A 19,421-nucleotide genomic window follows, 5' to 3' on the forward strand; every position below is an offset into this window, starting at 1 on the left:
CTTAATTTACGTTTTTCAGTTCTTTTTCCACGATGGCTTTCCATTCGTCCAGGCTCTTGGCGCCGGAGTAGGATTCGCCGACGATGTTGCCCTTGCTGTCCACGAAGAAGGTTTCCGGCAGGGCCTGAATGCCTTGGAGGCGGCCCTTCATCAATTGATCGTCGGGTTTCAAGAAGGGATAGGTGGTCTTTAATTTCTTTTGAATGGCTTTGGCCTTATCCAGGGCATCGGGAATGTCTTTTCCGTCTTCGTGGGTGTCCATGACCACGCCCACGACGCCGACGGCCTTGTCTTTCATTTCGGCATTGAGCTTTTCCAAATCGGGGATTTCCTGAATGCAGGCCGTGCACCAGGTAGCGAAGACATTGACCATGGTGAGTTTGTTTTTCGCAAGATCCGCGTCGGTAAAGGCCTTGCCGTCGATGTCCTCAGTCTTAAAGGGGGCGATGGATTTCGCATCGGAGGTTTGCTGCATTTCTTTTTCTTCAAAGACGTAGCCGTTTTCAGCCATGGGGGTTCGATCCATGGTCTCGAGGGTCACGCCCTTTAATGCTTCCATAATGGATGCATCCACATCGCCTGCCGTGGATAAGTAGTAATTGTATTTGCCGTCTTTGCTTTCGCCGAGTTTCGTGTGGGTGTCGCATTTCGTGACTTTGCCGATGGCGGCTTCGTCCATGGACTTGTCGTAGATGCCGATTGTGCCGGCCCGCTTAATGGCCTCGAGCCACTTCGGGTAGTCGTCGCCCATTTTCGGGATTTCCTTGTTCTTGTCCTCTTCCGTTAAAGCGGAGAAAGTGAGCATGGCGTATTTGATTTCGTTCTTTTCGCCTAAGGACTGATCGTCCAACATGATCACGTCTTTTTTCGTCATCATGTCTTGCAGGGTCTTCGGCAAAGTAATTTTTGCACCCATGTAGGGGAATTCATAAGTATCTTTTACTTGCCAGGCGTAGTCGGCGGGCTTGATCATTTCGTTGCCCATGCCGGCCTTGGAGGCCTCGATGCTTTCACCTTGGGCCACTTCTTCCGGGTGGTCTTCCCGGCGATTGTCTTTCTTTTCGCAGGCCAAAAGGCCGAAGCTTAAGCTCGCGATTAAGGCGCCTGCCAAAATCTTTTTCATTTTCTTATTCATGTGAACACTCCTTTTTCAATGGTAATGCCATTGTAGCGGACGAGGCGTTAAGGCCGCGTTAAGACAATAAAAAATTCCGAGGAAAAGGATGCTTCCTCGGAACTTTTATTCGTACAGGGCGGCTTTAAATTCTCGAATCGCCGCTTCAAATTCACTTTGCCTTGCTTCCAAGGCACGGAGATCCGCGGCCTCTTTCTCGTCCATGGCTTTGGTTAGTGCCTGAACATAGGCCTTTTCCGTGCGCAACATGTCTTTTTCAAGACGCCTGAAGACGCGAAGAGACCCCGGCTCCACGATTTACACGTCCCCGTGGTTGCTGTAGTAGCTTTCGTCTAATTCTCTCGTCACCGATTCCACGATGCCGTCGTCCAACACATCCATGACTTCTTTAAAGACCTGCATTTTTTCTTCGGGCACCTTTTCTTCCAAGCATTTAAGCACGTCGTCGACAAAGTCGTAATTGACTTGGTAGTACTTTTTAAATTTATCTGTGACGAAGAGATGGACCTGACGGCGGTCTTTTTGGCTACGCACTTTTTCCACGTGGCCTTTTTCCACCAAATTATTCACCTTGTAGGCGGCATTCGGTTGGCTCACGCGAATAAAATTGGCCAGTTCGTTAATGGTCGGCCCTTGAAGCGCGTAAATGGCTTCGGCGCAAAACTTTTCCATGACCGTCAGCGAATCCGGCTGCCGGTTGTTGCGATAGAGATTTTTGTAGAAATTTAATTTATATTTCAGGTAAATTGAATTCATGACTTCTCGCATCGATTTATTGTTTTCCATAAATACCCCAATCTAATAGACCAGTGACAATTATCGTACCATACATAATTGATTGTTAGATTCTTGCCGAATCCCTTCAATTAGAAAAGAATAATCCCACATTCGGCATTGTTCTTTTTATAAGACGCATCGTCGCTTATGTAATGGCGGAGCTGAGAGGAATCGAACCCCCGGCACGTGCCTTAGGAGGGCACTGCTCTATCCAACTGAGCTACAGCTCCATAATGAACAGTATACGCACCTATTTCATAATTTGCAATTCATATCCGCGCCTTGCAGAAAATCTTTTACATTCCTTTATATTTATCTTCCAAGGCGATCATGGTCATGCGTCCTTCGTCCATTTCCTCCACTTGATAAACGTAGCGTTCGTCTTCCACCACGGCGCCCGGTTCCACGATTTTATCCTGTTCGTCGAAGATTTTTTGAATGTAGTCGCCGAGGATCTCTTCTCTGCTCTCGATGTCCCTTACCAGGTGTTCGTTGACCTTCTCCATTCTCGTCTGCGCATCGAAAATAGCCACGCCGGCGTTGGCGAGGATTTTGTGAATGGTAAAGTATTTGCGCACGATAAACAAGACGGCGATGGCCAAAACGCCGATAAAAAGATCTTGGGTATTGTCGCCGTAAATCAGCATTTTTCTCGCCACCACCATAATCATAATGTAGATGATTTGGTATTCCTCGTGATTGATCAACATGGCCACAAATTCCAGGCCGATGACCATTAAGAGGACGTGGGAGAGAAAATCCTGAAAGAGCTGATAGCTGCTTCCCTTGGTGCTGTAAGCGATGTCCACCATGTATTTAAAAAGATCGGGGACGGAAGTGACGATCCCGATAATAATGGTGACGGCCATGGCAAATTCCAAGGCGTAGAGCAAGCTTTGGAGCCTCGTAATATATTTCTTTCGATTCATCCCATTTCTCCGGACTTTTCCATTTCCTTACGCATCTTTTCCAACAGCTTTTTCTCGATGCGGCTCACAGTCATTTGGGAAATACCCAATTTTTCCGCGATGGACACTTGGGTCTTCCGGTACTGGTAGCGGTCGATTAAGATGGTTTTTTCCACATCGTTAAAATTTTCCATGGCCCGCTGAATAAAGTCGTTCAACTCGACTTTATTGAAGTACTCCTCTTCCACGCCGATTTTGTCGCCGCGGGACAGATCCCGGTCTTCACTCCCCGAGTCGAAATTCATGTCCAAACTCTCCGGCGCATAGACTTTCGACGCTTCCATAACCTCCAGCACTTCCGCCGTGGAAATATCTAAAAACTCCGCGATGTCCGAGATGGTGGGGGTCTTTTGGTTTTGCTGCGCCAGGGTCAATTTGGCGTCGTTGATTTTTTTCGACAACTCCTGCACCCGGCGGGGCACGCGAATGGTCCAACCCTTGTCTCGAAAGTATTTTTTAATCTCGCCGATAATGGTGGGCGTGGCAAACGACGAAAATTCAAAGCCCTTGGACGGATCGTAGCGCTCCACGGCAAAAATCAGGCCCATGGAGGCCACTTGAAAGATATCGTCGTAGTCGATGCCTTTTCCCGTGTATTTTTTCGCCAGAATTTCGGCGATGTAAAGGTGCTCTTCGATTAAAATGTCCCGAAGGGTCTTGTCGTCGGTTTCGGCGTATTCGGCAAATAATTCTTTTCGCTTCGCTTTGGAAAGGGGCCGATCCATGTTGTAGTAGGCTTCTTTGTCCATTTTATGCTCCGAAGGTTTTGTAAACGACCAATTGATCGTCGTCGTAGGAGACTTCGTCGGCCAAAGACTCGATAATCATGGCCGTAATGGCCAAGCGCTCATCGGCCTCGACTTTTTCCTCGCTGATGCCGGAGACGCGGAAGCGAATGGCGCCTTCTTCCGGCTCCATGACGATGTCGATGGCATCGTTCATGCCCATGGCGAAGGAAAGATTGCAGCTTTCCGTAAGAAGCAGGCGAATGTCTCCCAAGGTGTCCATATCGATGTCTTCTTCCACGCAAATCCCCGACACGTTTAAGCGCGCCAGGGAAAGGTAGCGGGGCTTGGCCGGAATGGTTAAATAGACTTTATCTCCCATTAGGCCTCTCCTTCGATATGAAACAATTTGTCTAATTTCGTAATGGTAAAGAGCTTCTTTACATTGGGATCCAAGTGCTCGATGTGCACTTCGTGGCCGTTTTCCTTGACGTAATTGAGCAGGTAAATAAAGCCGCCGAGCCCGGTGGAATCCACGTAAGCTAAATCCGCGGCATCCACGAGGATGTTTTTCTTGTGGGCGTCGTAGGCGGCGACGGCTTCTTCTTTAAATTGAGCCGTGTAATACATATCCATTTCGCCGCAGGGAATGAGACGCAAGCGTTCCCCGTCATCTTTTATTTTCAGTGTAAACATTCCGCCCTCCTTTTCTCTCTTAGTATATCATCGCAAGCCCCGGGGGCAATACATTTATTCTTCCCCGACGTATTCGGCCACGGCGACGATGTGGCTGTCTTTAATATTCATGAGCTTCACGCCGGAGGTGGCCCGCCCTAAAATGGAAATGGATTCCGCCTTCAGGCGAATAATGGCGCCGTCTTCGGAGATCATCATGATTTCGTCCCCGTCGTTTAAGACTTTCGCCGACACCAATTGGCCGGTTTTTTCCTTGATGCGGTAGGTGATCAGACCCTTGCCGCCGCGATTTTGCACCTTGTATTCTTCCATGGCCGTGCGCTTGCCGTAGCCATATTCGCTGATGACGGCCAGGGTCTTGCCCTCTTCGGCCTTTACAAAGCTTACCACTTCGTCGTCTTCGTCCAGGCGAATGCCGATGACGCCCATGGCCGTGCGGCCCTGTTCTCTCAGCTCGCCGCCCTTGAAGCGCAGGGACATGCCTTTTTTCGTGACAAAGATTAAATCGTCGTCGTCGCCGCATTGAATGCCGCCGATCATGGTGTCGCCTTCTCTTAAGCCCATGGCAATGAGGCCGTTTTTGCGAATGTTTTTGTATTCGCCCATTTTCGTCTTTTTAATGTAGCCGCGACGGGTGACGAGGAAGAGATTGTCGTCGTCCGCCACCTGATCGATGGGGATAATGCTTTGGATCCGCTCCCCTTCTTCCAATTGAAGCAGGTTTACGATGGCCGTGCCCTTGGCATTTCTTCCGGCGGCGGGAATTTCGTAGGCCTGTTTCTTATACACTTGGCCGCAGTCGGTAAAGAACAGAATTGTATCCAAGGTGGATGTAATGAAGAGGCTGGTGACGAAGTCGTCGGCCTTTTTGTTTAAGGCGCTGATTCCCTGGCCGCCGCGGTGTTGGGGCTTGTAGGTGCCTTCGGGCATGCGTTTAATGTAGCCGGAATTGGTGAGGGTGACTACCACTTCTTCGTCTTCGATGAGATCGGCATCTTCCATTTCCCCGTCGGATTTCGTGATCACCGTGCGGCGCAAATCGCCGTATTTTTCCTTGATCTCCAAGAGTTCCTCTTGAATGGTCTTATCCAAGACCTTGGGATCGGAGAGGATGAGCTCCAATTTTTCGATGAGGGCCAAGAGTTCCCGATACTCTTCTTCCAGCTTTTCCACTTGCAGGCCGCTTAAGCGCTTGATGCGCATGTCCAAAATGGCCTGGCCCTGCACGTCGGTGAGGCCGAAGCGCTCGGTAAATTTCGCCTTGATCTCCTCGTCGGTGCGGTAGCTCTTGACGATTTCGATGATTTCGTCGATATGATCGATGGCGAGTTTCAAGCCCTCGATAATGTGCACCCGGGCCTTAGCCTTGTTTAAGTCGAAGGTACTGCGTCGGGTCACGACATCCCGCTGATGCATAACGTAGTAGTGAATAAGCTCGAGCAGAGTCAATTCTTTCGGCACCCCGTCCACCAAGGCGAGATTGATGATGCCGAAGGTGATTTGCAGCTGGGTTTCCTTATAAAGGCGATTTAAAACCACGTGGGGATTGGCGTCCCGCTTCAGTTCCACCACCATGCGCACGCCGCGGCGGTTGGATTCGTCGCGAATGTCGGAGATGCCGTCGATTTTTTTGTCCTTCACGAGCTCGGCGATTTTTTCGATGACCCGCGCCTTGTTCACTTGATAGGGAAATTCCGTCACCACGATTTGGTACTTGCTCTTTAAGGGCTCGATTTCCGCCCGCGCCCGCACTTTTACCTTGCCGCGGCCGGTTTTGTAGGCTTCCTTAATGCCTTCTTTGCCCATAATGAAGGCGCCGGTAGGAAAATCCGGCCCCTTAATGTGGGTCATCATCTTTTCCAGAGAAATGGTTTCGTCTTCCATGTAGGCGATGACCCCGTCGATGACTTCGTTCATATTGTGGGGGGCCATATTGGTGGCCATGCCCACGGCGATGCCGGCGGAGCCGTTGACCAAGAGATTGGGAAAGCGCGAGGGCAGCACCGAAGGTTCCGTCAATTCTTCGTCGAAATTGGGCACGAAGTCCACGGTGTCTTTATTGATGTCTCTCAACATTTCCATGGCCAACTTCGACATGCGCACTTCCGTGTAACGCATGGCCGCCGGGCTGTCCCCGTCCATGGAACCGAAGTTCCCCTGGCCGTCGGCGAGGGGGTAGCGAATGTTAAAGTCCTGGGCCAAACGCACCACGGCGTCGTAAATGGACGAGTCCCCGTGGGGGTGATACTTCCCCATAACGTCCCCGACGAGGCGGGCGCTTTTTCTGTGAGGCTTATCCGGCGTAAGGCCCTGCTGTTGCATGCCGTAGAGAATACGGCGATGCACGGGCTTTAAGCCGTCCCGCACGTCGGGCAAGGCCCGGGCGACGATGACGCTCATGGAATATTCTAAGTAAGCCTTTTTCATGGCTTTTTCTAAGACGACGTCTTGAATGCCGCTTTCATTTGCAAATTTTGCCACTGTATCCTCCTAGGCGTCGATGTTTTCGACGTAAATTGCATTTTCTTCGATAAATTCCCGCCGCGGCGCCACTTCCTGGCCCATAAGCATGGAAAATACTTCGTCGGCCATTTGGGCGTCGTCTACGCTCACGCGAAGGAGCACCCGGTGTTCCGGATTCATGGTGGTTTCCCAGAGCTCTTCCGCGTTCATTTCACCGAGACCTTTGTAGCGACCGATTTTTAAATTCTTGTCCCGGCCCAGGCGATTCATGGCCTCTTGCAGCTCTTCTTCGTTGTAGCAGTATTCCAGCACCTTCGATCCCCGCTTAATGCCGTAAAGGGGCGGCTTAGCCACAAAGACGTGTCCCGCTTCGATCAGCTCGGGCAGGTGGCGGAAAAGGAAGGTCAAGAGCAGGGTTTGAATGTGGGCGCCGTCCACGTCCGCATCGGTCATAATGATGATTTTTCCGTAGCGGAGTTTTTCGATGTCGAATTCCGTGTCGATGCCCGTGCCGAAGGCGGTGATCATGGCGCGAATTTCGTTGGAGTTTAAAATCTTGTCCATGCGCGCCTTTTCCACGTTCATGATCTTTCCGCGAAGGGGCAAAATGGCCTGATAGCTGCTGTCCCGCCCGCCCTTGGCACTGCCGCCGGCGGAGTCCCCTTCCACCAAAAAGATCTCGGTCTTTTCGTTGTCGTTTAACTGGCAGTCCACGAGCTTGCCGGGAAGGGGCGTGTTGTCCAAAATAGAACGCTTTCGCGTCAAATCCCGCGCCTTTCTCGCCGCTTCTCTGGCTCGGCGGGCAGAAAGGGCCTTCGTTAATATAATCTTTCCGATTTTCGGATTTTCTTCCAAAAAGGCGGCTAAGTAGTTGTTCAACACCCGCTCTACAATGGCCTTGGTCTCGGAATTGCCGAGCTTGGCCTTGGTTTGGCCTTCGAATTGGGGATCGGGAATCTTCACGCTGATGACGGCGCTGATCCCTTCCCGCACGTCGTCGCCGGAGAGGTTTTCTTCCTTCTCTTTAATGTAGTTGTATTTTCTGCCGTACTCGTTAATGCTCTTGGTCAGAGCGCTCCGAAAGCCCGATAAGTGGGTGCCCCCTTCTTCCGTGTTGATATTGTTGGCGAAGGATAAGACCGTCTCCCGGTAGCTGTCTGTGTACTGAATCGAGATTTCCACATTGGTGTCTGAATCCGTTTCGTCCACGTAGAGAATTTTGTCGTGAATGGGCTTTTTGTTTCGGTTAATGTATTCCACATAGCTTTTTATGCCGCCGACGTAGTGGTAGATTTCCTTAAATTCTTCTTCGTCTCGGTGGTCGATAAATTCGATGTAGGCGCCCTTGTTTAAAAAGGCCATTTCCCGGAAGCGACGGGCCAATACCTCCCGGCTGAATTCCACGGTTTCCTTAAATATGTCTTCGTCCGGCCAGAAAGTAATGGTAGTGCCCGTGTCCTTTACCCCTTCTTCTACGACGGTAAGTTCCGTTTGGGGAATACCCCTGGAAAAGACCTGTTCGTAGGCTTTTCCCTGCCGCCGCACGTGGGCGATGAGTTTTTTCGACAGGGCGTTGACCACACTGACGCCGACGCCGTGAAGGCCGCCGGAGACTTTGTAGGCATTGCTGTCGAATTTTCCCCCGGCGTGGAGAATGGTAAGGACGGTTTCTACGGTGGATTTTTTCGTTTGGGGATGAATGTCCACGGGGATGCCGCTGCCGTTGTCGCGCACGGAAACAGAGCCGTCTTTGTTCAGTTCCACAATGACCTGATCGCAGCGGCCGGCTAAAATTTCGTCGATGGAATTATCCACCACTTCGTAGACCAAGTGGTGCAAGCCTTTGGGGCCCGTGGAGCCGATGTACATGCCCGGGCGTTTACGAACCGGCTCGAGGCCCGTTAATACCTGTATGTTTCCGGCATTGTATTCATTTTCCCTTACCATAAATCCTCCTCGCGCAGATCGTCTGCGCTCTTTTTTAATTCGATTAAATCAATGGCTTCCGCCGCCTCTTCCAAGGCCTCCATAGGCTCCGCCGCCGTAATAAAGCATTGGCCCTTAATCATGGAAAGCAGCATCCGCCGCCGCTTCTCGTCCAGCTCCGACAAGACGTCGTCTAAAAGCACCACCGGGGCTTCGCCCACCTGCTCGCCGATGCGGTCGATTTCCATGCACTTCATGGCCAGGACGATGCTTCGTATCTGGCCCGTAGAGGCGAATTTCTTCGCTTCCTCGCCGTTTAAGAGAAAAGACAAATCGTCCAAATGGGGGCCGATGGACGTCCGCCCCCGCTCCCGATCCGTTTCGCGTCTCTGTTTCAGGCTTTCGTAAAAGGCAGTCTCCAACTCCCCGTCCAATACCACGGGAAAAGACGCCTTGTAGCGCAGCTCCAGGCCCTCGCCCTCGCCTGCGATGGCTTCGTAATAGGTCGAAACGGAGGCGGCCATGCGCTTTAAAAATTTCAGCCGCTCCCTTAAAATCACCGCCGCATAATTTGCCAAACTTCGGTCGTAGACGTCTAAAAGATCCATATCCCGAAGCTTTCTGAGTACGACGTTTCGCTGATAGAGTACGTGGTAGTAGGACGTGTAGGCATCGTCGTAGGCGGAAGAGAGCATGCGGAGCATGTCGTCGATAAATGCCCGGCGCCTCGAGGGAGACCCTTGCACCATTTGCAGGTGCCCGGGCTCGAAGAGCACCACGCCCATGCCCCGACCGTAGGCCGAGGTGTTTTTTACGGGATTGTGATCCCTGAGAAAGCGGCGCTTGTCTTTTTTTACGGTGATCTCCATGTCCCTGGCGAAGTCATCCATGACCACGGTGGCCGCCACAAAGGCGCTCTCCTCGCCGAAGGCGATCACTTCTTTTAACGAAGCGGTTTTAAAACTGCGCCCCGTCATGGCTAAGTAAATGGCCTCTAAAAAATTCGTCTTACCCGTGCCGTTGGGCCCGATGATGCGGTACATTTTCGGTTCCAAATCCACAAAAAGGCGGCGATGGTTTCGAAACGAGACCATGTTTAATTCAGATACAAACACATCGTCCTCCCGCCCCGTTGAATTTTCATTCGTTTCCCTTAGTATAGTACAAATGTTCTATTCCGACAAATGGGTCTCGTCCTTCTCGATGGTGTCTTTTTCTCCCATAAACTCCACCACATCGCCCGGGTAGAGCTTTCTGCCCCGACGCTGTTCCATTTCGCCGTTTACATAGACCAGGCCGTCGGCGACCACCATTTTTGCCATGCCGCCGGAATCCACCCACTGCACGTTTTTTAAAAAGCTGTCGAGCTTAATGTAGTCCGTCGTTATTTTCATAGATTGGCCAACCTTACGGGCAAGACGAGATACAGGCTGTCCGTCCCTTCCAAGGGCGTAATAATGCAGGGATTCACCGCGTCGGTAAAGCCGAGGGAAATGGTCTCCTCGTCCATGACGCGAATTCCTTCCAATAAGTAGCGGGCGTTAAAGGCGATGGTGAGATCATTCCCCGTCTTTTCGGCGCGAATGGTTTCGTGAACCTTCCCCACTTCGGAATTGGAGAGGATTTCGATTTGATCGTCTTTAATTTCCAGACGCACCAAGCCGTTTCGCTCCTTGCCCGTCATTAAACTGGCCCGCTCCAAGGCGTCGATTAACTGTTTTCTGTCACAGGTCACTTTCACGTCGTGTTCCGTGCGGATCAGGCTGTTGTAGCGGAAAAATTCGCCGTTTAAGAGCTTGGTGAAAAATTTCGTCTCGTCGAATTGAATCAAGACGTGGTTGTTTCCGATTTCCAGCGTAAGGGTCTTGGTTTCGTCGATAAGCTTTGCGATTTCCGACACACCTCTCGCCGGCAAGATTAAATCCCGACGCACGGACTGTTCTCCCCGAATGCGGCTTAAGGCCATGCGGTAGCCGTCCAGGGCCACGAAGGTAATGCCTTCCGGCTGAACGTCTAGGAGCACGCCGGTTAAGACGATGCGCATGTCGTCGTTGGATGTGGCGAATTGGGTCTCTTTAAAGGCCTTTAGCAAGGCTTCGCCGGTGACCACGATTTTTTCGTCGCCGCCCAGTTCCGGAAGCTGCGGGTATTCCTCCGGATTTTGGCCCATGATTTCAAATTGCGACTGCTCGCAGACCAAGGAAAGCTTTTGGCCTTCGCTTTTTATATGCACCATGGCGTTGGGGAGCTTGCGCACAATGTCTCCGAATAAAGAGGCATTTAATACGATGCTTCCCGCTTCTTCCACGAAACAGGCGTGGCGGGATTCCATAGAGATTTCCGTGTCCGTAGCTCTAAGGATCAATTGATCTTCCGTGGCCTCCATATAGATGCCTTCCAATATTTGCATGCTCGTCTTTGCCGAAATGGCCCGGGAGACGGTGGAAACGATGGAAGCCAATGCGGATTTTTCGATTTGAAATTTCAAATGCTTTCCTCCTCAACTATTAGATTAGTACTTCGTATTCGTAGTAGGGGCTGTGAATTTGTGGATAGTCCCCTTTAAAAGGATCCGCGTCGTGATCATCCTGTGGATAATTTATGGATATCCCCGTGGATGGTTTCTCTTTTATCCACAATCCGACTAATTGCCCTTAATGGTTTCCTTCAACGATTCGATGGTGACGTAGAGATTGGTGTCTTTTTCCATATCGTCTTTTATCTTATCGCAGGCGTGAATCACCGTGGAGTGATCCCTTCCGCCGAATTCCTGACCGATTTTCGGAAGAGACATATCCGTCAGCTCCCGGGTCAGGAACATGGCGATTTGTCGGGGATAGGCCAAGGGGCGGGAGCGCTTTTTGCTGTCCATTTGCTCCACAGTTAATTGATACTTTTCGCAAACCACGTCCTTGATTCGCTCCACCGTAATGGCGACGGGTCGGTTGTTTTCGTAGATATCTTTCAGCACTGTCGCCGCCGTCTCTTCCGTAATGACGCCGGTGGTGAGTTTGGAATAGGCTGTAACCCGAGACAGGGCCCCTTCCAGTTCACGAATATTGCTCTTTACGTGGGTGGCGATGTAATTGATCACCTCGTCGGGAACGTCGAAGCCGTCGCTTTCGGCTTTGTTCCTTAATATAGCGATGCGGGTTTCCAGATCCGGCGCCTGAATGTCCACCACGAGGCCCCAGGCGAAGCGGGAAATAAGCCGCTGCTCCAGTTTTTGAATGTCCTTCGGCGGCTTGTCGCTGGTGAGTACAATTTGCTTGTCCCGGGCGTGGAGCTCGTTAAAGGTGTGGAAAAACTCGTCCATGGTGGATTCCTTGTCGGCGATAAATTGAATGTCGTCGATTAAAAGCAGGTCTTGGGACCGATACTTTCTGCGGAATTCCTCGTTGCGATTGGTTTGAATGGATGCGATAAATTCGTTGGTAAACTGTTCGCTGGTCACGTACAAAATCCGCTTGTTCGGATCGTTTCGATGCATAAAATGGCCGATGGCGTGCATTAAGTGGGTTTTACCCAAACCGACGCCGCCGTAGATAAACAGGGGATTAGCGTGGGCTTCGATGGGATTTTCCGCCACGGCCAAGGAGGCCGCGTGGGCAAATTGATTGGACTGGCCCACGACGAAGGAATCGAAGATGTATTTCGGATTTAAATGAGACAGGGATTCGGCGGCATTTTCCGCGGGCATGGCCCGGCCCTCCCCGTCGGCAGTGAGGACGAATTGAATGTCCAAATCCCTTCCGCCGACTTCTTTTACGACGCGGCGAATGAGGTTTTTGTAATTGTTATTGTTCTTTTTTAAATGATTTAAGACGAATTCACGGCTCACGCCTAAAATCAAGGCGTCGTCGCGAATGGCGATGGGTTGAATCGGGCGAAACCAGGTATTGATTTGGGACTCGTAGAGGTTTTCTTCGAGAATCAATTGAAAGGCATCGTCCCACAGGGTTTTAACATCGGTTGACATAGACGGTCGCTCCTTAAAGCTATGTATTAACATATTCACATGTGGAAAAATTCCCTATGGATGAAAAAATCCACAAGATTGTGGATTGTGGGGATAAACTGTTTATGAACAATGACTCGGAATTCATTTGTTTATAAACCGGGACTGTTTATTCGTATTTTACGGGAAATTTCGTGAAAAGAAGATACTTATCAACAAGTTATACACAGAGTGTGAATAACTACAATGTATCGACAGGCGATCTTTTTATTCACAGGCTCGAAATAATTATACACAAATACAAAAAAGTTATCAACATGCCCGGCGCCTCCACGGGCCTTTAAAAATCCGTCCTTCAGCGATTTTTTTTGCGGGCGAAGAGAGGAAATTCCTCTATATTCATTGACTTCAAGGGGATGAGTCCCTATAATATATAGAGTGTATTTAAAAAAATAGGTCCATTGGGCATTTTTTTATCCCGACAGAGGAGGTGTAATCATGAAAAGAACGTACCAACCGAAACGCAAACAAAGAAAAAGAGAACACGGTTTTCGTGCGCGCATGAGAACGCGCGGCGGTCGTAAGGTTTTGCGCGCCCGCAGAGCTAAGGGAAGAAAAAGACTTTCCGCATAATCCATGGAAAAAAAGTACTTTCTGACGAAAGACGGGGATTTTAAAAAAGTATATAGGAAGAGAAAAACGTTCGGTAACAGAAATTTTACTCTTTACGTCAAGCGAAACGGCCTGGCCCATTCCAGGATGGGTTTTTCCATCAACAAGAAGGTGGGCAAGGCCGTTGTTCGCAATAAAATAAAAAGACGGCTGAAAGCCCTTTATCAGGAAGCGTATCCGCGCCTCACGCCGGGCTACGACTACGTCATCGTCGTCAAAAATAATGTGGCGGATTTAGATTTTAAAACCATAAAATCCGCCTTTTACCATCTGTTTCGCGTATCGAAGTTTCTAAAGGGGGGCAAAAAGTCATGAGGACTTTGGCCTTGGGACTGATTCGTTTTTACCAAAAAGTGATTTCTCCTTATGTATTGCCCGGGGCGCACTGTCGCTTTTATCCGACGTGCAGCCAATACGGCTACGAAGCTTTTTCAACATACCCGTTCTTTAAGGCGCTTTATTTAACTGTAAGGCGCGTTTTACGCTGTCACCCTTTTCATAAGGGCGGCTATGATCCACTTCCATAGATTAGGAGGAAGTTCACTTGATTAACGCTTTAGCGAGTTTCTTCGGCACCCTTCTCCACGCCATTTACAGTTTCTTGGCGGGAATCGGGTCGGAACCGAAGATGATTTCCTTTTATGCGATTTCCATCATTATCACGACCCTGCTTTTCCGTTTGGCCCTTTTGCCTTTAAATTTATTCCAAACGAAAAACCAGCTGAAGATGGCGAAATTGCAGCCGGAAATGAAAAAAATTCAAAAAAAATACGAAAAAGACCCGCAACTCTTGGCGCAAAAACAGTCTCAGCTCTACAAGGAAGCGCAATTTAATCCTTTAAGCGGCTGTCTGCCCATGCTGGTTCAATTCCCCGTTCTCCTGGCCTTTTATCGGATCTTTATGTTCCCGACGAAATTTGCCTTTACGAATCCGGAATTTTACGCGTCCATACAGAAAAATTTCTTTTTTATACAAAACCTCGATAAGGTGGACCCCACGGGGATGATTTTCCCCGTTATCGCAGCCTTTTTCACCTGGCTGTCCACCTACATCGTGCAAAAGAGCAACAAGGCGCCGTCCACGGAGCAATCGGAGCAAATGATGCGCACCATGTCCATGATGATGCCCATTATGATCTTCGTTTTCGCGAGAAAGATGGCGGCGGGTTTGGTCTTGTACTGGATCGTCGGTAGTATCTACACGATTTTCCAACAATATGTGAGCAACAAAATTATCGAAAAAGAAAAAGAAGCGGAGGCATAGCATGAATTTCTCCATTCAATCGGCAAAAACCATCGACGAGGCCGTGGAAAAGGCCCTCCTCGAGTTGAAAGCCACCCGCGATGAGGTGGAAATCGAAGTAATTGAAGAGCCCTCCGGCGGCTTTTTGGGGCTGATTGGGGGCAAGGATGCTATTGTCAAGGTGAAGAAAAAAATGGACCACAAGGACATTGTGGAATCTATTTTAAAGGACGAAGAAATCCAAACCGTGCGCACGGTTTTGGACGAAAAAGCCCAACAAGAAGCGCAAGAAGCGACGGAGGATGAGGAAGCGGACGAGGTTTCCGTAGAATCCGAAGAAGAGGAAGAAGCCGAATCGACGCCGGAGGAACCGGCTTTCGAGCGCTTAAACGACGAGGAAATGGAAGCCATGATTCGCGACTACATCGACCGAATTATGGGAGCCATGGATTTGGCCTATACCCTGTCCGTGGATTTCAATGAAAATGAAATCGACGTGTCCATCGACGGCAAGAAAGAGGAAACGGGCATTGTCATCGGCAAGCACGGATCCACTTTAAACGGCATTCAAATCGTGCTTTCCGCCATGGTGAACCAACGGAGCGATGAATTTCGCCGGGTCATCGTGGACTGCAGCGGCTACCGCAAGAAGCGGGAGCAGGTGCTGAAGCGCATCGCCGGCAAGACGGCGAACAAAGTATTAAAGACGAATAAATCCATTAAATTGGAGCCGATGAATGCACAGGAAAGGCGAATTATTCACGCCTGCCTGGCCAATGTCGACGGCATTCGAACGCGGAGCGAGGGGAAAGATCCTCACAGGCGCGTCGTCATTCATAAGGATACATCCCAGCCTTCATAGTCTCTATGAAGGCTTTTTTATAGGAAAGGTTGACTACTATGACAATTGCGGCTATTTCTACGGCGAAGTCTCCCGCGGGGATCGGCATCGTGCGATTAAGCGGAGATGAGGCCATTTCTCTGGCCTGCGGCTTTTTTCGGGGAAAACAGAGTCTTGATGATCCGGCAAACGACCGAAAGCTTCTCTACGGCCACATCGTCTCCGACGGCGAGGTGGTGGATGAGGTCTTGGCCGTGGCCTTTCGCGCGCCCTTCAGCTACACAGGCGAGGACATGGTGGAAATCCAGGCCCACGGCAGTCGCATCGGCCTGGAGCGGATTTTAAACTGCTTTATTTCCGCCGGGGCGGAGCCGGCGAAGCGAGGCGAGTTTACGAAGATCGCCTTTTTAAACGGCAAGCTCGATTTAACGGAGGCCGAGGCCATTATCGACATGATCGAAGCGGAAAGCGTCTCGGCCCAGAAGCAGAGCGCCCGCCAGCTTACCGGCCATTTGTACCGAAAGATCGAGGGCTTTCGCACGCGGATCAAGGACACTTTGGCCCATTTAGTGGCGGACATCGACTTTTCCACGGAAGAGGTGGAGCCCGTGGATGTAAGCGCCCTGATCACCACCTGCGAGGAGATTTTAGCCGAAATGAAGGCCTTGGAATCCACCTTTACCCGAGGCAAACTGGTGCAGGAAGGCATCGCCACGGCCATTGTGGGCAAGCCAAATGTGGGAAAGAGTTCCTTCTTAAATAAGATGCTCCGAGAAGACAAGGCCATCGTCACGGACATTCCCGGCACCACTCGGGACGTGCTCGAGGCGAGTTATTCCCTTGACGGGATCCACCTTCGCATTCAGGACACGGCGGGGATTCGAAAGACCGAGGACACCATCGAGCAGATCGGCATCGAGCGGGCCATGGCGAGCATGGAGGAGGCGGATCTTATTATCGCCCTCTTCGACGCCTCCCGCCCCCTTGAAGAAGAGGACATGGAAATCATCGAGCGGATCAAGGACAAGCGGGTGATTTGCCTCTTAAACAAGCAGGATCTCGGGTCGGTCTTGGATAAAGAGGCCATGGAGGCCTACTTCCCCGGCGCCGTCATTGAGACCAGCTTTATTCGAGACGAGGGCCTCGCCGCCGTGGAGGATTTAATCGAGTCCTGGTTCCTATCCGGCACCATCGAAGAAGACGAGATTCAGATCTACTCCCTGCGCCACAAGCTTCTTCTTTCAGAAGCCGTGGAATCCCTTTCGAAAGCGGTGGAGGACATACGTTCGGGTATCGGATTGGATCTCGCCGAGGTCTATGTGGAGGATGCGTTTTTGAAATTAGGCGAAATCACCGGCCAAACCGCCGGCGAGGAAGTATTGGACCACGTGTTCTCTAAATTTTGTATCGGAAAATAAGGAGCGAAAATGAATTTTTTAGCGAAAACCGTCGATATCGTCGTCGTCGGCGCGGGCCACGCGGGCTGCGAAGCGGCTCTGGCGGCGGCGCGCATGGGCCATTCTGTGGCCATTCTTACCATTAATTTAAATGCCGTGGCGGCCATGAACTGCAATCCCAATGTGGGGGGCACGGGAAAGGGCCATTTGGTGCGGGAAATCGACGCATTGGGCGGCGAAATCGGAAGAAACATCGACAAGACCTTTATTCAATGCCGCATGTTGAATCGCTCCAAGGGCCCGGCGGTTCACTCCCTCAGGGCTCAGGCGGACAAGTGGGACTACCACGCCGCCATGAAGGAGACCTTGGAAAACACGAAAAATCTCTACCTGATTCAGGACGAGGCCGTGGATTTTTACATGGAAGACGGGGAAGTTTCAGGCGTGATCGGAAAGAGCGGCGCCATTTACAAATCCAAGAAGACCATTTTGGCCACGGGAACCTACCTTCGCGGCAGGGTCTTTATGGGCGAGGTGAACTACGCCTCCGGTCCCGACGGCATGCAGCCCGCCAATCAGCTTACTTCTGCCATCGAGGGCCTGGGCCTTAAGACCATGCGCATGAAGACCGGGACGCCGGCGCGGGTGCACCGGGATTCCATCGACTTTACGGGCATGGACGTGCAATTAGGCGATGAGAAAATCGTGCCTTTCTCCTTCTCCAACTTCGACGTGGATTACAGCGAGAAGGAGCAGATTAAATGCTACTTAACTTACACGACTCCCGAATGCCACGAAATCATTCGAGAAAATATCCATCGCTCCGCCATGGCCATGGGGGACATCGAGGGCATCGGCCCCCGCTACTGCCCTTCCATCGAAGACAAGGTGACCCGCTTCGCCGATCGGGATCGCCACCAGGTCTTCCTCGAGCCGGAGGGGCTCCACACCAAGGAAATCTACGTTCAGGGCGTGTCTTCTTCCCTGCCCGTGGAGGTGCAAATGGCCCTCTATAAAAAGATCGACGGCCTGGAAAATTGCGAATTTATGCGCCCGGCATATGCCATCGAGTACGACGCCATCGACGCCACGAAACTCAGATTAAGCCTTCAGGTCACCGACGCGCCGAATCTCTATATGGCGGGGCAGATCAACGGTTCCAGCGGCTACGAAGAGGCGGCGGCGCAGGGGCTTATGGCGGGAATTAACGCGGCCCTATCCATCGAGGGCAAAGAACCCTTTATCTTGGGGCGGGATCAGGCCTATATAGGCGTCTTAATCGACGATCTCGTCACCAAGGGCACCCGTGAGCCCTACCGCATGATGACGGCCCGGGCGGAGTATCGCCTCACCCTGCGCCAGGACAATGCGGATCTGCGCCTCACGGAGCTTGGGCGGGAAATCGGATTGGTGGGCGATGCGCAGTACGAAAAGTTTATCGAGCGACGGGACGCCATCGAAAAGGAACGGGCGCGGTTGGCCTCCATTCAGATCAATCCAACGGACGAAAACATCGAAAAACTGGCGGCTCTCGGGTCGGCCACACTTAAAAACGCCACGCCCCTTTTAAATCTTATGCAGCGGCCGGAGCTCACCTACGATCGACTGGCCGTCTTCGATCCCGACAGGCCGTCTCTTCCCCGCCACGTCATCGACGAAGTGGAGACGGACATTCGCTACAAGGGCTATATCGAAAAGCAGGCGGCGCAAATTCAAAAATTCCGGAAGATGGAAACGAAAATACTTTCCAAGGATTTGGATTACAATGCCATCGGCGGACTCAGAAATGAAGCCAAGGAAAAACTCTCGAAGATTCAACCGGAATCCGTGGGACAGGCGAGCCGCATCAGCGGTGTGAGCCCGGCGGATATTAATGTCCTGTTGATTTATTTGGAACAGAAACACAGGGAGGCGGCAAATGAACTGGCAGACGCGTAAGGACTATCTGAAACAATTCCCCTTAGAGATCCCCACCAAGGCCTTCGATCGCTACGGCGACATACTCCTCGACTGGAACGAGCGCATGAATCTCACCCGCATCACCGACGAAGACGATATGATGGACAAACATTTTATCGACTCCCTTACACCGACCCTCGTTAAGGCCTATGAAGGCACGGGAAAGATTCTGGATTTAGGCACCGGTGCCGGCTTTCCCGGCATGGTGCTCGCCATGGTGTCACCGGAGCGGGATGTGCATCTTATGGACAGCTTAAATAAGCGGATCACCTTTTTGGATCACGTGGTGAAGGAGCTGGGCCTTACCAATGTAAGCACCTTCCACGGCCGGGCCGAAGAAGCCGGGCGAGACAGAAAATTCCGCGAACAATACGGACTCGTCGTCTCCCGCGCCGTGGCGCGGCTTCCCATTTTGTCGGAATACTGCCTCCCCTTCGTTCGCCTGGGCGGTCATCTGATCGCCATGAAGGGCGCAGAAGGTGTGGAAGAGGTTGAAGAAGCCAAGCGGGCCATGGAGATTTTAGGCGGACAGCTCGAGGAAATTGTGGACCTCCGACTTCCCGGCGGCGACGAGCGCCATTTGGTGGTCATTAAAAAGGTGAAGGGAACGCCGGAGAAATATCCGCGAGGTGGCGGCAAACCGCGGAAGGATCCTCTCTAA

The 19,421-nt window shown here is 51.3% G+C and carries 21 protein-coding genes and 1 tRNA gene; 8 read left to right on the forward strand and 14 right to left on the reverse strand.

The window, feature by feature from the left end; translation table 11 throughout:
• Position 1 precedes the first annotated feature (1 nt).
• From DG046_RS04370 to dnaA, 14 genes are all read right to left on the reverse strand, one after another.
• A complete protein-coding gene (locus tag DG046_RS04370; protein ID WP_108831338.1) occupies positions 2 to 1,135 on the reverse strand; it encodes a TlpA family protein disulfide reductase in 1,134 nt (377 codons plus the stop codon).
• A gap of 105 nt (positions 1,136 to 1,240) precedes the next feature.
• Positions 1,241 to 1,429: a hypothetical protein gene (locus tag DG046_RS09635; RefSeq protein WP_159082058.1), complete on the reverse strand. Its 189-nt coding sequence runs from the start codon at positions 1,427 to 1,429 to the stop codon at positions 1,241 to 1,243.
• A 3-nt stretch (positions 1,430 to 1,432) separates the two neighbouring features.
• The gene (locus DG046_RS04375; protein ID WP_159082059.1) at positions 1,433 to 1,891 is read right to left on the reverse strand and encodes a MarR family winged helix-turn-helix transcriptional regulator; all 459 of its coding nucleotides are present in this window, start codon (positions 1,889 to 1,891) and stop codon (positions 1,433 to 1,435) included.
• Between the two features lie 174 nt (positions 1,892 to 2,065).
• A tRNA-Arg gene (locus tag DG046_RS04380) sits at positions 2,066 to 2,142 on the reverse strand.
• Between the two features lie 66 nt (positions 2,143 to 2,208).
• Entirely contained in the window at positions 2,209 to 2,841 is a 633-nt protein-coding gene (locus tag DG046_RS04385; protein ID WP_108831340.1) for a phosphate-starvation-inducible PsiE family protein, read from the reverse strand.
• Complete coding sequence (locus tag DG046_RS04390) at positions 2,838 to 3,629, reverse strand: SigB/SigF/SigG family RNA polymerase sigma factor (protein ID WP_108831341.1); 792 nt, start codon at positions 3,627 to 3,629, stop codon at positions 2,838 to 2,840. Before DG046_RS04390 ends, DG046_RS04385 begins: the two co-directional genes overlap by 4 nt.
• 1 nt (position 3,630) lies before the next feature.
• The gene (locus tag DG046_RS04395) at positions 3,631 to 3,987 is read right to left on the reverse strand and encodes an ATP-binding protein (protein WP_108831342.1); all 357 of its coding nucleotides are present in this window, start codon (positions 3,985 to 3,987) and stop codon (positions 3,631 to 3,633) included.
• The gene (locus DG046_RS04400) at positions 3,987 to 4,301 is read right to left on the reverse strand and encodes an STAS domain-containing protein (RefSeq protein WP_108831343.1); all 315 of its coding nucleotides are present in this window, start codon (positions 4,299 to 4,301) and stop codon (positions 3,987 to 3,989) included. Before DG046_RS04400 ends, DG046_RS04395 begins: the two co-directional genes overlap by 1 nt.
• Positions 4,302 to 4,355: 54 nt before the next feature.
• Positions 4,356 to 6,782, reverse strand: coding sequence for a DNA gyrase subunit A (gyrA, locus tag DG046_RS04405; RefSeq protein WP_108831344.1), 2,427 nt, complete (start codon positions 6,780 to 6,782; stop codon positions 4,356 to 4,358).
• 9 nt (positions 6,783 to 6,791) lie between these two features.
• A complete protein-coding gene (gene gyrB / locus DG046_RS04410) occupies positions 6,792 to 8,711 on the reverse strand; it encodes a DNA topoisomerase (ATP-hydrolyzing) subunit B (RefSeq protein ID WP_108831345.1) in 1,920 nt (639 codons plus the stop codon).
• Positions 8,705 to 9,805 carry a DNA replication/repair protein RecF gene (gene recF, locus DG046_RS04415; RefSeq protein ID WP_108831346.1) on the reverse strand — a complete coding sequence of 367 codons (1,101 nt, stop codon included), beginning with the start codon at positions 9,803 to 9,805 and terminating at the stop codon, positions 8,705 to 8,707. The genes gyrB and recF overlap by 7 nt, the downstream gene beginning before the upstream one ends.
• 57 nt (positions 9,806 to 9,862) lie before the next feature.
• A complete protein-coding gene (gene yaaA, locus DG046_RS04420; protein ID WP_108831347.1) occupies positions 9,863 to 10,084 on the reverse strand; it encodes a S4 domain-containing protein YaaA in 222 nt (73 codons plus the stop codon).
• The gene (gene dnaN / locus DG046_RS04425) at positions 10,081 to 11,178 is read right to left on the reverse strand and encodes a DNA polymerase III subunit beta (RefSeq protein WP_108831348.1); all 1,098 of its coding nucleotides are present in this window, start codon (positions 11,176 to 11,178) and stop codon (positions 10,081 to 10,083) included. Before dnaN ends, yaaA begins: the two co-directional genes overlap by 4 nt.
• 156 nt (positions 11,179 to 11,334) lie before the next feature.
• Positions 11,335 to 12,669 carry a chromosomal replication initiator protein DnaA gene (gene dnaA, locus DG046_RS04430; protein WP_108831349.1) on the reverse strand — a complete coding sequence of 445 codons (1,335 nt, stop codon included), beginning with the start codon at positions 12,667 to 12,669 and terminating at the stop codon, positions 11,335 to 11,337.
• A gap of 477 nt (positions 12,670 to 13,146) precedes the next feature.
• On the opposite strand from dnaA, the gene rpmH reads away from it, so the two are divergent.
• From rpmH to rsmG, 8 genes are read left to right on the forward strand one after another with little or no spacing between them, the layout of a single operon-like run.
• Entirely contained in the window at positions 13,147 to 13,281 is a 135-nt protein-coding gene (gene rpmH, locus DG046_RS04435) for a 50S ribosomal protein L34 (RefSeq protein WP_077074495.1), read from the forward strand.
• A 3-nt stretch (positions 13,282 to 13,284) separates the two neighbouring features.
• The gene (gene rnpA / locus DG046_RS04440; protein WP_108831350.1) at positions 13,285 to 13,635 is read left to right on the forward strand and encodes a ribonuclease P protein component; all 351 of its coding nucleotides are present in this window, start codon (positions 13,285 to 13,287) and stop codon (positions 13,633 to 13,635) included.
• Entirely contained in the window at positions 13,632 to 13,847 is a 216-nt protein-coding gene (gene yidD / locus DG046_RS04445; RefSeq protein ID WP_108831351.1) for a membrane protein insertion efficiency factor YidD, read from the forward strand. The genes rnpA and yidD overlap by 4 nt, the downstream gene beginning before the upstream one ends.
• A 17-nt stretch (positions 13,848 to 13,864) precedes the next feature.
• Positions 13,865 to 14,584: a YidC/Oxa1 family membrane protein insertase gene (locus DG046_RS04450; protein WP_234411457.1), complete on the forward strand. Its 720-nt coding sequence runs from the start codon at positions 13,865 to 13,867 to the stop codon at positions 14,582 to 14,584.
• A 1-nt stretch (position 14,585) separates the two neighbouring features.
• Entirely contained in the window at positions 14,586 to 15,425 is an 840-nt protein-coding gene (gene jag, locus DG046_RS04455; protein WP_108831352.1) for an RNA-binding cell elongation regulator Jag/EloR, read from the forward strand.
• A gap of 38 nt (positions 15,426 to 15,463) precedes the next feature.
• A complete protein-coding gene (mnmE, locus tag DG046_RS04460; RefSeq protein ID WP_108831353.1) occupies positions 15,464 to 16,822 on the forward strand; it encodes a tRNA uridine-5-carboxymethylaminomethyl(34) synthesis GTPase MnmE in 1,359 nt (452 codons plus the stop codon).
• Between the two features lie 9 nt (positions 16,823 to 16,831).
• Complete coding sequence (gene mnmG / locus DG046_RS04465) at positions 16,832 to 18,739, forward strand: tRNA uridine-5-carboxymethylaminomethyl(34) synthesis enzyme MnmG (RefSeq protein WP_108831354.1); 1,908 nt, start codon at positions 16,832 to 16,834, stop codon at positions 18,737 to 18,739.
• Entirely contained in the window at positions 18,720 to 19,421 is a 702-nt protein-coding gene (gene rsmG / locus DG046_RS04470; protein WP_108831355.1) for a 16S rRNA (guanine(527)-N(7))-methyltransferase RsmG, read from the forward strand. Before mnmG ends, rsmG begins: the two co-directional genes overlap by 20 nt.

The sequence above is a fragment of the Aedoeadaptatus coli genome, from assembly GCF_900343085.1.
In the GTDB taxonomy this organism is placed as follows: Bacteria; Bacillota; Clostridia; order Tissierellales; family Peptoniphilaceae; genus Aedoeadaptatus; species Aedoeadaptatus coli.